This is a genomic window from Ruegeria sp. AK4 (genome assembly GCF_056541025.1).
Genome location: NZ_JBQFXS010000004.1, coordinates 81,362 through 95,173, shown reverse-complemented (window position 1 = coordinate 95,173; position 13,812 = coordinate 81,362). Strand labels below are relative to the sequence as shown.

Sequence of the window (13,812 nt, the reverse complement as noted above, 5' to 3'; positions counted from 1 at the left end):
TTACTCCTGCTCGGCCAGGAACCGCTCGGCGTCGAGTGCGGCCATACAGCCCATGCCTGCGCTGGTGACGGCCTGACGGTAGACGTGGTCTGTCAGATCGCCCGCGGCGAAGACGCCGGGGACCGAGGTTTCGGTGGTGCCGGGTTTGGTCACGACATAGCCGCCCATATGAGTGTCCAGCGTGTCTTTGACCAGTTCGTTGGCGGGCGCGTGGCCGATGGCGACGAACACGCCTTTGCACGGGATCTCGGTGATCTCGCCGGTTTTGACATTCTTGACCCGGACACCTTCGACGCCCAGCGGGGCATCGGTGCCGATCACTTCGTCCAGCTCATGGAACCACAAAGGCTCGATCTTTTCATTCTTCATCAGTCGATCCTGCAGGATTTTCTCGGCCCGCAGCTCGTCCCGGCGGTGGATCAGGGTGACCTTGCTGGCGAAGTTGGTCAGGAACAGCGCCTCTTCCACGGCGGTGTTGCCGCCGCCGATCACCACGATTTCCTGACCGCGATAGAAGAACCCGTCACAGGTGGCACAGGCCGAGACGCCAAAGCCCTTGAACTTTTCTTCCGACGGCAGGCCAAGCCATTTCGCGCGGGCACCGGTGGCCAGAATGACGGCGTCGGCGGTATAGGTGCTGCCATTGTCGCCCTTGGCCGTAAAAGGCCGATGGCTCAGATCCAGATCGCTGATGATATCGCCAATCACTTCGCAACCCATCGCTTTTACGTGATCCTGCATCCGGACCATCAGATCGGGGCCCTGAACCTCGGTATCGCCGGGCCAGTTCTCGACCTCGGTGGTGGTGGTCAGCTGGCCGCCGGGTTCGATCCCCTGCACCAGAATGGGGTTTAGCATCGCGCGGCTGGCATAGACGCCGGCCGTGTACCCTGCGGGCCCCGACCCGATGATCAGAACCTTGGTGTGACGTGTCTCGGTCATGGTATCCCCGCTCGAACTGCCTGAACCGGGCCGTTTGCCCGTCGCACCGATATAGCGAGGGGCGGGCAGGGCTTAAAGCCCCCTCTTGCCCCTGATCCACCATGCGCTGCGGGCAGGGCTGCGCCCGGCCTGTGAATCGCAAGATCAACAAAATTGCGCGGATGCGAAACATTATTGCGCATGGGCGGGGTACTGATATAACAACCGAAAAATCAGGAGCATTTGATGGTCACGACTCGGCTGGATGAAATCGACCGCAAGATTCTGGCAGAATTGCAGGCGGACGGTCGTATGACCAATGTTGAACTGGCCAAACGTGTCGGAATCTCGGCCCCGCCCTGTCTGCGGCGGGTGCGCACGCTGGAAGAATCCGGCTACATCACCGGCTACCATGCCGATGTGAACGCCCGCGAACTGGGATTCGAGGTTCAGGTCTTTGTGATGGTCGGTCTGGACAGTCAGGCCGAATCGGAACTCAGCGCATTTGAAGAACGCTGCCGCGACTGGCCGCTGGTCCGCGAATGCCACATGCTGAACGGCGAGGTGGATTTCATGCTGAAATGCGTGGCCCCGGACCTAAGCAGTTTTCAGCAGTTTTTGACCGGCGAGCTACTGACCACGCCGAACGTGGCCAGCGTCAAGACATCGCTTGTTATCCGAGGCGCAAAAGACGAGCCAGGCGTGCCGTTCGACGTTTTGGAAGAACGAATGAGCCGGACGGCTTAAGCTGCGCGCCGCGTGCACTCAGGGCGATTGGCGGCAACATGGCCGCAATCGCCAACGAAAGTATCCAACTTAGTAATATCTGCATAATGCCCCCACACTGCAGTAATCATTAACATCTCAGGCCGTGATCGCGTCTACCTCTCCGTCTCCGGCGCGCGGCATCAGCAGCGGGCCAAAATCGTTCAGCGATTCGATATGCGCAAACAGGTTCAGATAGATTGACCGTAGCGAATGGCTGATCATCCGGACCGCGTTCACACCTGGGTGATATGTTTCAAATTGTAAACCATCCACGCGGATAACGGAATGCCGTTTTAGGCAAATGTGAAACAATTCCACGGGCGTAGGCGGCATTGTCTCAATCACCCCCATCCCGTCCTGAAACTCGGAGACCGGCGTCAGAATCGGTGCGCCTTCATTCAGGTGGCGCAGATGCGCGGGCGTGCCCAGAATGCGGGCAGCCGGGCCGGCAATGACGCCGGACATCGGTTTTTGCATGCCGAACGTATCGGCCATGATCCGCGTCAGCGGGCGAGTGCGGCCCCTGGCGTCCTCGCGTCCGGGGATCAGAGTGACAGACCCCTTCCATAGAACCGTTTCCGACGCGCCATCCTGCGTCAGGACCGTATCGCCGGGCATCAGATCCTCGATCGCCATCGGGCCAAGTTCGGTTTCCACCAACGAGCCACGGGTGAAGGCGCAGAACGCGTCTTCGAACATGGGCAGCGCCGGCGCGATATGGCGGGTCTGCGCGACCTCGCCGTTCTTCAGCAACGTGCTGACTTCGTAGCGGCGCAGTTGCGCTTTTCTTTTGGTGGCCGGGCGCGGTGCATTTTTCAGCAGTGCCGTCGTTTCGACGGCGTTTCTGGCCGCCCGGGCCAATGAATTAGGAATAGTCATCGATATTCCTTCCCCTCTAAATGTCCGAACAGCCGAGAGAAATCCCCATACATTCCCGCCTGACGGTTTGGTTCTTTGCCTTGAAATAAATGGACAACCTCTGGGCGCCGGTCTGTAATCCAGCACACAGCGAATAAATTTCGCATCCCATCGGTCAACACATTGACCCCCCAGACAAACTCGTACTTTGCGGGTTGCAATTTCCCGCGCACACACTCCGAACACTGGTCGCGGTCAGGGCCGCGACCCGCAACGCATCAGACCGGAGCAGTCCCTGATGCGCCTTAAACCCGTCGGGACCGGCAGCTGGCCCCTTGGGTATTCTGTTTCAGCGTCGTGTTGCCAAACGGCGCGCGACCCTGAGGGAGTTGCTTGAAACCCGCTTCCACGGCATTTCCAGTTTCTGGTCCCGAGCCGCCGCAACCACGGCGCTGAGAAACCGAGATTTTGTCTTCATTCTCTGATCCTGCTCTGCTTGGGGTCTGACGCCCCGTTTCCCTTGAAACCCTAACGTGACGCTGGTTTGCGGCACGGATAAGGCTGAACCGGGATCAATTGCGGACAAAAAATAGAAGTTTGATGTTTACCTTTTACAAGAAGGCCAGACATCAACGGTCTGTAAGTCAGATAACCACCTGAGGACTGGCACAAAATTCCACACGATTCTTGAGTCCGGTAAACACAATAATTGTGGCGGAAAGGTGGCGGGTTTGCCTTAATTGTGGCGAAAACTACAATCTGATGGCCGAGATCAGGCGGCCATAATCGGCCTCTTTCGCGTGGGTCGCGCGGCGATAGGAATAGAAGCGGTCCGGGTCGGAATAGGTGCAGTGCCGGGTCCATTCGACCTGATCCAGCCCCGCCTGACGCAGCCGGTGCAGGCCAAAGGCGGGCAGGTCAAACAGCAGCCTGTCCCCCTGTCCATTGGCGAAGAATCGGGTGTTATCGAGCGAATCGGCGGTGAAATCGTCCAGAAACTCGGGCCCGACCTCGTAGGCGCGCTGCGAGATGGTCGGGCCGATCACCGCGCGGGTGTTTTCGCGCGATGCGCCCAACTCCTCCATCGCGTCCAGCGTGGATTCGAGAACGCCGCTCAGCGCGCCGCGCCAGCCCGCATGCGCGGCCCCGATCACTTTCGCGTCAGGATCGGCGAACAGGACCGGCTGGCAGTCAGCGGTCAGGATGGTCAGGGCCAGACCGGGCGTGGCCGTAACCACGGCATCCGCCTTGGGCTTTTCGCCGTTCACCGGGCCATCGACCGTGATCACGGTCGGGGAATGCACCTGATGCACACCGATCAGCGCGTCCGGTTCGACCTCCATCGCATCGGCGACGCGGCGGCGGTTCAGGGCCACAGCCTCGGTCTGGTCCGACGATCCATGGCCACAATTCAGCCCCGAGAATATCCCGGACGAGGCCCCGCCCCGTCGGCTGAAGAACCCGTGCCGAACAGGGTACAGCATGTCCGAAGTCAGAATTTCCAATGTCATGGTTCCAGTCCCGGTGGTGGCGCAGAGTGAAGCGGATAGAGACCCAGTACTTTGAACAGGTTTCCCATTTCATCCGGGTGCGTCAACCGGCGATGTGCGGCAATCAGGTTTTCTAGTTGCGAACCGCCCTGCGACCGGGCCAGCGCCTGCGCCCGGGCGGTGATCCCCAGCCGTTCCAGAAACACGCCCTGCGGGGTCAGCCGCGTATGGGCGCAACCGGTTGCCTTGGCCGCAATGGCCAGGGGTTCGAAATCCACATGCGCCGTCAGATCGGCCTGACCCGGCGCGTCCAGCGGGTCGGTTTTTTCATGCGCCCTGAGCGCCTGCAGCGTGTCGCCCAGCGAATGCCAATCGCCGTAATCCACGATCAATGCAGCCCCGCCATGCCTTGCAATCCGCCCGGCGATTTCCGTCAGAAGCGGAATCGCTCCGGCGCAGAGCTCGACCAGATCGCCCTCTTGAGTGTCCTCGAGCCGGTCGCTCAGCGCCGCCTGTGGCGCTTGCGGACCCAGTCCGAAGGTCAAAGAGTCTTCCGTTGTTCCGATCAGGCGTTCCCGCCAGCCTTCGCCGTCCCTTTGAAATTGGCGGATGGGCAGGGCGTCGAAGAACTCATTTGCGACCAGAAACAGCGGCAGGTCCGGCAGGTCAGCCGCGCTGTCGATCCAGCGCGGATCATAGCCTTTCAGTGTCTCGGCCTGTAACTTTTTCAACGCAGGTGAGGCCTCTAGCAGAACAACCTGCACCGCCGCGTGAAATCCCGGCACGCCGCATGTGGCGCGCAGGATATCGGCCATCAAGGTTCCGCGCCCCGGTCCAAGCTCGGCCAGTGCAACTTGGGAAGGTTGCCCCTGATCGAGCCAGCTTTGCGCAAGGCTCAGGCCGATCAGCTCCCCGAACATCTGGCTGATTTCCGGGGCGGTGATGAAATCCCCGCCGGCGCCCAGCGGGTCGCGCGTGCTGTAATATCCCAAGGTGGGGTGCAGCAGGCATTCGGCCATGTAGTCGGCCACACTCATCGGGCCATCCTGGCGGATGCGCGCGATCAGGTGATCCCGCAGGGTCATGTCGCCGGACGTGCGCGCATCGCAAACCAAAGGCCCAGCGCGATCATCGGCAGCGACAAGAGTTGCCCCATCGTGAGCCCATAGCCGCTCAGATGCAGCGCCAATCCCAACGGGTTGCCCTCGGACACGAATTGCGCGTCGGGTTGACGGAAGAACTCGACTATAAAGCGCGAGGCTCCGTAGCCCGCCAAAAACACACCCATGACAAGTCCCGGTTTGCGAAACGCGCCGCGGCGATAGGCCAGCCAGATCAGCAGTGCACCGAGCAGAAGCCCCTCGAGCGCGGCTTCATAAAGCTGCGAGGGGTGGCGCGCGCACAGTCCAGCCACAACGCCCGGGCAATCCTGCGCAGCGCCGCCGGGGAATATCACCGCCCAGGGCAGTTCGCTGGGGCGGCCCCAAAGCTCGGCATTGACGAAGTTTGCCAGACGCCCCAGCAACAGGCCGGGGGGCACCGTGTAGGCGATCAGATCGCCCAGCGACAAAGCCGGAATCCGATGGCGGCGGGCAAACAGAAACGAGGCAATCACTACGCCCAGCAGGCCGCCGTGAAAGGCCATCCCGCCCTGCCAGACTTTCAAGATGTCCGCAGGGTGCGACAAGTAGTAGGCAGGCTGATAGAACAGCACAAAGCCCAGCCGCCCGCCCAGAATGACGCCGAGGATGATCCAAGTGATCAGATCCTCTAGCTGTTCGGGGCGCATCGGCGGCGTCTCATCCCGCCACAGGGCAGGGCGGCGCAGCGCCATCGCCGCCATGCGCCACGCGATCAGAATGCCCGCGATATAGGCCAGCGCGTACCACCTGAGCTCGAACTCGAACCCGAACAGCGAGATCGAGAACAATTCGGGCGACAGATCGGGGAAATTCAGAACAGCCTGCATGTGCGTCTCATTGCCCGGGGTTTGCGGGGCAAGTCAACCTTGAGCCCGGGCCATTCTTTACCCATATAGAGAACAACCGCGATTTCGGAGTTAAAGCCATGCAAACCCGCAACAAGATCCTCGACGATGTTTCCCAACTGATGACCAACGCCATGGGCGTGGCGCAGGGCGCGCGGGAAGAGGCCGAGAATGCGATGAAGTCGATGATCGACCGCTGGCTGGCTGACCGCGATTTCGTCACCCGCGAGGAATTCGACGCCGTCCGCGCGATGGCTCAGAAAGCCCGCGAGGAAAACGCCGCGCTCGAGGCGCGGATCGCCGCGCTTGAGGCGAAGCTGGACAAGTAACGTCCGTTTCAGGGATTTGATGACAGGTACACCGCCGTGCAATCCACCCTCGGATTATGCGGCGACGTGAATCTTGCCGCCTTGCAGAATTTTATCAAGACAAAGCTGTACACGACGCCAATATTTTGATCGGCGTTGCCATTCGTCCACAACTTATTGCTGTTATCCCCAATAAATAGGGTTGTCAGAACCCATCTCGCGTCGCACCATATTTAGTACAGGCCTACGGGGGAAGCCCGGCTTGTAGAGCAGGCAACTAGCGCTGGGGCGCTGCCAGCCCCAAAATGCTAGAGAGTAGTGAGGTGGCATTATGGCCCTTTCCGAGCAGTTTCTAGAAGAAGACCTTCATCCAATCGATATTGTTGAACATCTGGCTGAACATCACGACTGGGATTTCGATCGCATTGGCGACGATCAGATCGCCATGGCGGTCGAAGGGCAGTGGCGGACCTATTCGATCACGCTGGCCTGGTCCAACTATGACGAAACGCTGCGCATGGTGTGCTCGTTCGAAATGGAGCCACCGACCGAGCGTGAATCCGAACTGTACGAGTTGCTCAACAAAATGAACGACCAGTGCTGGGCGGGGGCGTTCACCTACTGGGCGAACCAGAAACTGATGGTCTATCGCTACGGTCTGGTTCTTGCGGGCGGCCAGACGGCCAGCCCCGACCAGATCGACACGATGATCACCGCCGCCGTCATGAGCGCCGAGCGCTACTATCCGGCGATTCAGCTGGTGACATGGGGCAACCGGACGCCCGAAGAAGCGATGCAAGTCGCCATTGCAGAGGCCTACGGCCGGGCGTAAAGCTTTGCCCCGAACCTTTTAAGTCAGGGGAGGGGCAAACCAATGGACATGTCTCGCGTGGCCGAGCAGGGTCTGGTGCTTTTGGGGTGCGGAAAGATGGGTTCCGCAATGTTGGCGGGTTGGCTGGAACACGGCCTGCCCGCCGCTTCCGTCTGGGTGATTGATCCCTATCCCTCGGACTGGCTGAAAGCACAGGGCGTCAACATCAACACACCGCTGCCCGAAGCGCCCGCCGTGGTGCTGGTGGCCGTCAAGCCGCAGATGATGGGCGAGGCCCTGCCCGCCATTCAGGCGCTGGGCGGCGGCGGCAGCCTGTTCATTTCCGTGGCTGCGGGCACGTCGATTGCCACCTTCGAGAATATTCTGGGGTCCGGTACACCGATCATCCGCGCGATGCCGAATACGCCTGCTGCTATCCGTCAGGGGATCACCGCGTTGATCGGCAACGCCCGGTCTTCGGCGGCGGATCTGGAGCTTGCCGAAAACCTTCTGTCAGCTATCGGCGAAACCGTGCGTTTGGAGTCTGAGGCTCAAATGGACGCGGTGACCGGCCTCAGCGGGTCCGGTCCGGCCTATGTCTTTCACCTGATCGAAACGCTGGCCGCTGCCGGTCAGGCGCAGGGGCTGCCGCATGAACTGGCGATGAAGCTGGCGAAATCCACCGTGGCCGGGTCAGGTGCGCTGGCGATGGCGGCCGAGGAAGACCCCTCGCAATTGCGGGTCAACGTGACCTCGCCCAATGGCACCACGCAGGCGGCGCTTGAGGTGCTGATGCACGAGGAAGAGGGGTTCCCGGACCTGTTGCACCGTGCTGTCAAAGCCGCAACCGACCGATCCAGGGAGCTGTCCCGTGAGTGAGATTACTTTTGACGAGTTCCTCAAGGTCGACATCCGCGTGGGCGAAGTAACCCGCGCCGAGCCCTACCCCGAGGCCCGCAAACCCGCGATCAAGATGTGGATCGACTTTGGCGATGAGATTGGCGAGCGCAAAACCTCGGCCCAGATCACCGCGCATTACGATCCGGCGACGCTGGTGGGCAAGCAGGTGATTGCTGTGGTGAATTTCCCGCCACGCCAGATCGGCAAGTTCATGTCCGAGGTGCTGGTGCTGGGCCTGCCGGATGAGCAGGGTGAAATCGTTTTGATCGGCCCGGACGGCAAGGTGCCGCGGGGCGGGAGGATGCACTGATGAAGCTTCTGATCGCCCGCCCGATGACCGCCGCTGTCGAAGCCCGCGCCAAGGCCGAGTTCGATGTCGAGTTCCGCAGCAATACTCTGCCGATGACGCAGGACGAAATGCGGCAGGCGCTGTCCGGGTTCGACATTGTGGTGCCAACGCTGGGCGATCTGTTCTCGGCGCAGGTGTTCGCCGCTGTGCCAAAGCCCCGTTGCAAGCTGCTGGCCAATTTCGGGGTCGGTTTCAATCATATCGACGTGGACGCCGCCCGTGCCGCGGGCATTGCCGTAACCAACACACCGGGTGCCGTCACCGACGCCACCGCCGACATCGCCATGACCTTACTGCTGTCCACCGCCCGCCGCGCGGGCGAGGGGGAACGGCTGGTCCGCAAAGGGGAATGGCAGGGCTGGCACCCGACCCAGATGCTGGGCCATCACGTCACCGGCAAGCGCGTCGGTATCGTCGGCATGGGCCGGATCGGTCAGGCCATCGCGCGGCGGTGTCATTTCGGGTTCGGGATGTCGGTTGCCTACCAGTCACGCAGCCCGAAACAGGTGGATTTCCCCGCCGAGTACATTCCCGACCTGAACGCTCTGGCCGCAGCGGTGGATTTTCTTGTCGTGGCTGTTCCCGGAGGCGCGGACACACAGCACCTGATCAACGCGCAGGTGCTGCAGGCCATGAACCCGACCGCCATCCTGATCAACATCGCGCGCGGCGAGGTCGTGGATGAAACCGCCCTGATCGCTGCCCTGCAAGCGGGCCAGATCGCGGGCGCGGGTCTGGACGTTTATGAGTTCGAGCCGACTGTCCCCAAGGCCCTGATCGACATGGAAAACGTTACCCTGCTGCCGCATCTGGGCACCGCGACCGACGAAGTGCGGACCAGCATGGGGCACATGGCACTGGACAACGTGGCGGCTTTCGTCGCGGGAGCTGACCTGCCGAATCCGGTCTAGGCGCCCACGGCCTCGCGCCAGTGTTTGCGGCAGAGCGAGACATAGGTCTCGTTCCCGCCGATCTGCACTTGCGCGCCTTCGGTGATGGTGTTGCCGTTCTCGTCCTGACGAATCACCATCGTCGCCTTGCGACCGCATTCGCAGATCGTGCGCACCTCACGCATCTCATCGGCCAGCGCCAGCAAGGCGGCAGAACCGGGGAACAGCTTGCCCTGAAAATCGACCCGCAGGCCGTAGGCCAGAACGGGAACCTTCAGGTCATCGACCGCACGGGCCAGTTGCCAGACCTGATCTTCGGACAGAAACTGCGCCTCATCCACGAACACACAGGCGACCCGGCCCTGACCCAAGCGCGTTTCGATCATCGAAAACACGTCGTCTTCGGGGCGAAACGTATCCGCTTGCTCGGAAATCCCGATGCGTGAGGCGATCCGCCCGGTCCCGGCGCGCCCGTCCACGGCGGCGGTCATCAGATAGGTGTCCATGCCCCGCTCGCGGTAGTTGTGCGAGGCCTGCAGCAACACGGTCGATTTGCCCGCGTTCATGGTGGAGTAATTGAAATACAGTTTTGCCATGTGGCGGGTCTAGAACGCCGGACAGAAAGGAACAAGTCATCAATGGCGGTGGAAAGCGACGTCGCCATTGCAGCTGCGAAGACCGAGCACACGCTCTATGGGGATGGAGCCCCCGCGCTCGCAACAGCGACGCCGTCGGCCAACATGTGGCCTAAACGTTGTGAAGACTGAAATCCCGTCCCACTATCACTCGTTACCGGCAAGAACTGCCGCCACTCACTCACAAAATCCCCCGCATATCTGAGGGATAGTCAATTTATGGCATTTCAATTATGACTGGAGTATGGGAAATTTCCCTTCCCTTTCCCCCAAATCAAATGGGCAGGACAGGGCGCGCGGGTAACAAAGGTAAAACGATGGCAGATATTGGGGCTTATCTGAAAAAGCACACGGAATCCCTGGTGAAGGATGTCGGCATAGAAGCGGCGTGCGAGATTACGGGCAAGTCAAAGGCCACGTTGGGCCGGTATTATTCCGACAATGCCGAACATGCCGACCGGTTCATGCCCGTAGACGCGGTCGCCCGCCTTGAGAATGTGGCGACCTACCCCCATGTGACCTCGGCTCTGGCGGATCTGAAGAACATCACCTTGTCCTATGACGGCCGCAACACCGAAGCGCCGCGGACCGGTGGGGTGAACTCGGACGTCATTGCGCTGAGCCAGCGGTTCGCCATGCTGATGACCGAGTATCAGGCGGCTATCGAGGACGGGATCATAACCGTGAACGAGGCCAAGCGGCTGCTGAAGGAAACCAGCCTGCTGCAGCAGGTTCTGATCGAGATGAAGCTGCATCTGGAAGAAGAAAGCGTCAGTCAGCCCTGATCCGGGCCTTGGCGGACGGGCACCACTGACGGTGGTGCGGCAGTAAAATTCTGCCTCAATTATGTCACTTCGATCTCGTAGACAGCCTTTCAGACAAGAGTGCTGAAGGCAAAGAAACATGCAAAAAGTGCAGGGATCGTACAGGATCCTGACGGATAAAACTGCGTGCCGGCTTTACATGGCCGCCCTTGCGGTGCTTGTCGGCCTGATGACCCTTGGCGGTTATGTTCAAGGTCCTGATGACATCATGCGCTGGGTTGCGGTGTCCGATCTGCTGGGCGGGCAGGGGTGGTTCGATCCCTATCAGCACCGGCTGGGGCCGGATGGCGGCACGTTGATGCACTGGTCCCGCCTGATCGATGCGCCCATTGCCGGGATTTATGCGCTGAGCAGTCTGGTGCTGCCGCCGGATGCTGCCTATCAATTTACCGCCTTCCTGTGGCCCACGCTGCTGGCCGGGCTGCTTTTGTGGGCGTTCGCGATCATCGGCGGCGCATTAGGGGGCCGCGCGGGGGCCGTGTCCGCTCTGGTCATGGCCGTGATTGCGATCAACAGTTCGGGCAAATTCGATAAGTATTCCTTTGATCACCATGGGTTGCAGGTCTTGCTGTTTGTGTCTGCGGTGATGTTTTTCATTCTCCGCAAGGATATCCGGCACGCGGGTCTTGGGCTGGGCCTGTGTCTGGCGTTGTCCCTGTCCATCGGCACGGAATCGCTGGCGCAAATCGGGCTCATCGGCCTGTTCGTTGCGGTCGATTGGGTCTTGTCCGGCAAAACCAGCCGTCGCCGCACGATGGAATTCGGGGCCGCGATGGCCGGTACACTGTTGCTGGCAGCGGTGGCGACGACCGGGGGTGAGAGTTTCTTTTTCCCCGGCTGCGATTCCCTGACGCTCAGCGTGGCCCTGCCTGCGGGCGTGGCGGCGCTTGGGCTTTTGGCGGTCGCAGCCGGTGCGTCGGGCCGGTCGGTCCGGGCCCGGCTCGGGTGCTTTGCGGCGGTCGGGGCGCTTGCCGTGGGTCTGGCGTACAGCTTCGCGCCCTATTGCCTTGAGAACCCGATCAACCAGATGTCGCCCGACATGCGCGCCTTTTGGCTGAGCCAGGTCACCGAGGCCCAGAATGTCAGCGTATTCATCCAGCGACATGCAGGCGAAACCGTCGCGCTGATCGCGATCTCTGTCTTCTCGATGATTGCGGCGGGCGTTTTTGCCTATGGGTCAGAGCGGAAGATCGAGTATCTGCTGCTGCTCGGCCTGATCGCCATTGCGTTTGTTCTGTTCCTGTACCAGTCCCGGATGATGACCTTTCTGGCCCTGTCGATGGTGGCTGTGCAGGCGCAGGTTCTGCGGGTGATCTACCAGAAGTACCGGGTAAACGGACAAAGGCTGTTCGGTGTCCTTTTGGTTGCGTTTGTCGTTCTGATGTCCCCGAAAACCGGGGCGAGCCTTGAAAAGCGACTTGCGGCGGGGGCGGAAACCGTGCCGGACACAGGCGCAGCGGTGCAGGTCAGCGCATATGCCTGCACCACACCGCAGGCCACACGCCCGTTGCGCGATCTGAAACCCGGTCTGATCCTCGCCGATTTCGACTATGCCTCGTACATCCTGCGCGACACGGATCATTCGGTTCTGGGGGGGAACTACCATCGGAATGAGGCCGGAAACCTCGCGCAGATTGACCTGTTCCGGTCCGAAGCCCGCGACACTGGCCCCCGCCTTGCCGCGTTGGGCATCGACTATATTCTGGTCTGCGAAGCCAACGCCCGGACAGAATACTGGTCGTCGGTGTCTAAGGGTGAGGGGTTTCTGGCCGGGCTGCTGAACGGCGATCTGCCGGACAATGTGACCGAACTGCCCCGCGCGCAGGGTGCGGCGTTCCGCATCTACGCGGTAAAAGGCTAACCGCGCCGTTTGATGATCACCGATCCGACCGAATAGCCAGCCCCGAAGGAACAGATCAGACCAATCTCGCCATCTTCCAGATCGTCAGAGTATTGCGAAAAGGCAATGATGGACCCGGCGGACGAGGTGTTGGCGTAGTCCTGCAGGATGTTGGGCTGTTCACCGGCTTCGGGCTCGCGGCCCAGAACCTTTTTGCCGATGAAATCGTTCATCGTCTTGTTGGCCTGATGCAACCACAGACGTTTCAGATCGGTGCTGGCGACGCCCTCGGCCTCCATGTGATCGCTGATGTGCTTGCTGACCATGGGCAGCACTTCCTTGAACACTTTGCGCCCGTTCTGCATGAACTGCATGTCGCGCCTGTCGACTACCCCGTCGGGGCGCGAGCGGCGCAGGAAGCCATTGTTATTGCGGATATTGTTGGAAAACGCGGTGGCGCAGCGGGTCGAAAGAACCTCGAAATGCGGGCCGGTGGCGTCTTCGATCCGTTCGATCAGGGTGGCCGTGGCCACGTCACCAAAGATGAAGTGGCAATCGCGGTCGCGCCATTCGAGATGGCCCGAACAAATCTCGGGGTTCACCACCAGCGCCGCCCGGACCGAGCCTGACCGCACCATATCCGCCGCTGCCTGAATGCCGAAAGTGGCCGAGGAACAGGCGACATTCATGTCGAACCCGAACCCGTCGATCCCCAGCGCCTGCTGAATCTCGATGGCAATCGCCGGGTAAGCGCGTTCGTGGTTCGACGCCGCGCAGATTACCAGATCGACGTCTTCGGCTTTGCGCCCCGCCTGCGCCAGCGCCTTGTTGCAGGCATCCACCGCCATCTCGGTCATGATCCCCGGCTCATCATCGCTGCGCTGGCGCAGCAGCGGGTGCATGACATCCGGGTCCAGCACGCCGGATTTGTCCATCACAAACCGGTTCTGAATGCCCGACGCCTTGACGATGAATTCTTCCGAGGAATGTTGCATCGGCTCGATCTGCCCCGCCGCAATCGCATCGGCATTTTGGGCGTTCTGCTTGTCGGCATAGGCGTTGAAAGCCTGAACGAGTTCGGCATTGGTAATGACGTTCTCGGGCGTGAAAACACCGGTTCCGGTGATGGCGGGCGTGTACATGGCGGGTCCTGAATCGCTTGGATTCGCTCAAAATGCAGTCTCGGCAGGGTTTGATCAAGGTATGTTGACCCGAGGGCAAGGGCTGAGGT

The 13,812-nt window shown here is 60.9% G+C and carries 15 protein-coding genes; 8 read left to right on the top strand and 7 right to left on the bottom strand.

What is annotated here, in order from left to right; genetic code table 11:
- On the bottom strand, nucleotides 1-942 hold the full coding sequence (gene trxB / locus ACR0EZ_RS09475) for a thioredoxin-disulfide reductase (protein ID WP_480612503.1): 942 nt from the start codon (nucleotides 940-942) through the stop codon (nucleotides 1-3).
- Between the two features lie 225 nt (nucleotides 943-1,167).
- On the opposite strand from trxB, the gene ACR0EZ_RS09470 reads away from it, so the two are divergent.
- Nucleotides 1,168-1,668, top strand: coding sequence for an Lrp/AsnC family transcriptional regulator (locus tag ACR0EZ_RS09470; protein WP_480612502.1), 501 nt, complete (start codon nucleotides 1,168-1,170; stop codon nucleotides 1,666-1,668).
- A 117-nt stretch (nucleotides 1,669-1,785) separates the two neighbouring features.
- Here the strand turns inward: ACR0EZ_RS09470 and ACR0EZ_RS09465 are convergent, their stop codons facing one another.
- The 4 genes from ACR0EZ_RS09465 to lgt all read right to left on the bottom strand — a co-directional run bounded on the left by ACR0EZ_RS09465 (nucleotide 1,786) and on the right by lgt (nucleotide 6,006).
- Nucleotides 1,786-2,568: a Hint domain-containing protein gene (locus ACR0EZ_RS09465; protein ID WP_480612501.1), complete on the bottom strand. Its 783-nt coding sequence runs from the start codon at nucleotides 2,566-2,568 to the stop codon at nucleotides 1,786-1,788.
- A 731-nt stretch (nucleotides 2,569-3,299) separates the two neighbouring features.
- On the bottom strand, nucleotides 3,300-4,058 hold the full coding sequence (gene pgeF, locus ACR0EZ_RS09460) for a peptidoglycan editing factor PgeF (protein ID WP_480612500.1): 759 nt from the start codon (nucleotides 4,056-4,058) through the stop codon (nucleotides 3,300-3,302).
- A complete protein-coding gene (locus tag ACR0EZ_RS09455) occupies nucleotides 4,055-5,122 on the bottom strand; it encodes a class I SAM-dependent methyltransferase (RefSeq protein ID WP_480612499.1) in 1,068 nt (355 codons plus the stop codon). The genes pgeF and ACR0EZ_RS09455 overlap by 4 nt, the downstream gene beginning before the upstream one ends.
- Nucleotides 5,119-6,006 (bottom strand): prolipoprotein diacylglyceryl transferase, encoded by an 888-nt coding sequence (lgt, locus tag ACR0EZ_RS09450; protein ID WP_480612498.1) that lies wholly within the window; start codon nucleotides 6,004-6,006, stop codon nucleotides 5,119-5,121. The genes ACR0EZ_RS09455 and lgt overlap by 4 nt, the downstream gene beginning before the upstream one ends.
- A gap of 98 nt (nucleotides 6,007-6,104) precedes the next feature.
- Here lgt and ACR0EZ_RS09445 point away from each other — a divergent pair, with 98 nt between their 5' ends.
- From ACR0EZ_RS09445 to ACR0EZ_RS09425, 5 genes are all read left to right on the top strand, one after another.
- Nucleotides 6,105-6,353 (top strand): accessory factor UbiK family protein, encoded by a 249-nt coding sequence (locus ACR0EZ_RS09445; protein WP_050604795.1) that lies wholly within the window; start codon nucleotides 6,105-6,107, stop codon nucleotides 6,351-6,353.
- Between the two features lie 310 nt (nucleotides 6,354-6,663).
- The gene (locus ACR0EZ_RS09440) at nucleotides 6,664-7,164 is read left to right on the top strand and encodes a type III secretion system chaperone family protein (protein ID WP_480612497.1); all 501 of its coding nucleotides are present in this window, start codon (nucleotides 6,664-6,666) and stop codon (nucleotides 7,162-7,164) included.
- Between the two features lie 42 nt (nucleotides 7,165-7,206).
- The gene (gene proC / locus ACR0EZ_RS09435) at nucleotides 7,207-8,022 is read left to right on the top strand and encodes a pyrroline-5-carboxylate reductase (protein WP_480612496.1); all 816 of its coding nucleotides are present in this window, start codon (nucleotides 7,207-7,209) and stop codon (nucleotides 8,020-8,022) included.
- Nucleotides 8,015-8,353, top strand: coding sequence for a tRNA-binding protein (locus ACR0EZ_RS09430; protein WP_480612495.1), 339 nt, complete (start codon nucleotides 8,015-8,017; stop codon nucleotides 8,351-8,353). The genes proC and ACR0EZ_RS09430 overlap by 8 nt, the downstream gene beginning before the upstream one ends.
- On the top strand, nucleotides 8,353-9,303 hold the full coding sequence (locus ACR0EZ_RS09425; protein ID WP_480612494.1) for a 2-hydroxyacid dehydrogenase: 951 nt from the start codon (nucleotides 8,353-8,355) through the stop codon (nucleotides 9,301-9,303). Before ACR0EZ_RS09430 ends, ACR0EZ_RS09425 begins: the two co-directional genes overlap by 1 nt.
- On the opposite strand, the gene ACR0EZ_RS09420 is transcribed toward ACR0EZ_RS09425, so the two are convergent.
- Nucleotides 9,300-9,878 carry a thymidine kinase gene (locus tag ACR0EZ_RS09420; RefSeq protein ID WP_480612493.1) on the bottom strand — a complete coding sequence of 193 codons (579 nt, stop codon included), beginning with the start codon at nucleotides 9,876-9,878 and terminating at the stop codon, nucleotides 9,300-9,302. The genes ACR0EZ_RS09425 and ACR0EZ_RS09420 overlap by 4 nt on opposite strands.
- Before the next feature lie 356 nt (nucleotides 9,879-10,234).
- Here ACR0EZ_RS09420 and ACR0EZ_RS09415 point away from each other — a divergent pair, with 356 nt between their 5' ends.
- Nucleotides 10,235-10,702 carry a hypothetical protein gene (locus ACR0EZ_RS09415; RefSeq protein WP_480612492.1) on the top strand — a complete coding sequence of 156 codons (468 nt, stop codon included), beginning with the start codon at nucleotides 10,235-10,237 and terminating at the stop codon, nucleotides 10,700-10,702.
- 178 nt (nucleotides 10,703-10,880) lie between these two features.
- On the top strand, nucleotides 10,881-12,602 hold the full coding sequence (locus tag ACR0EZ_RS09410) for a hypothetical protein (protein ID WP_480612491.1): 1,722 nt from the start codon (nucleotides 10,881-10,883) through the stop codon (nucleotides 12,600-12,602).
- On the opposite strand, the gene ACR0EZ_RS09405 is transcribed toward ACR0EZ_RS09410, so the two are convergent.
- A complete protein-coding gene (locus tag ACR0EZ_RS09405; protein WP_480612490.1) occupies nucleotides 12,599-13,723 on the bottom strand; it encodes a beta-ketoacyl-ACP synthase III in 1,125 nt (374 codons plus the stop codon). The two genes, ACR0EZ_RS09410 and ACR0EZ_RS09405, sit on opposite strands and share 4 nt — an antisense overlap.
- Nucleotides 13,724-13,812: the final 89 nt, after the last annotated feature.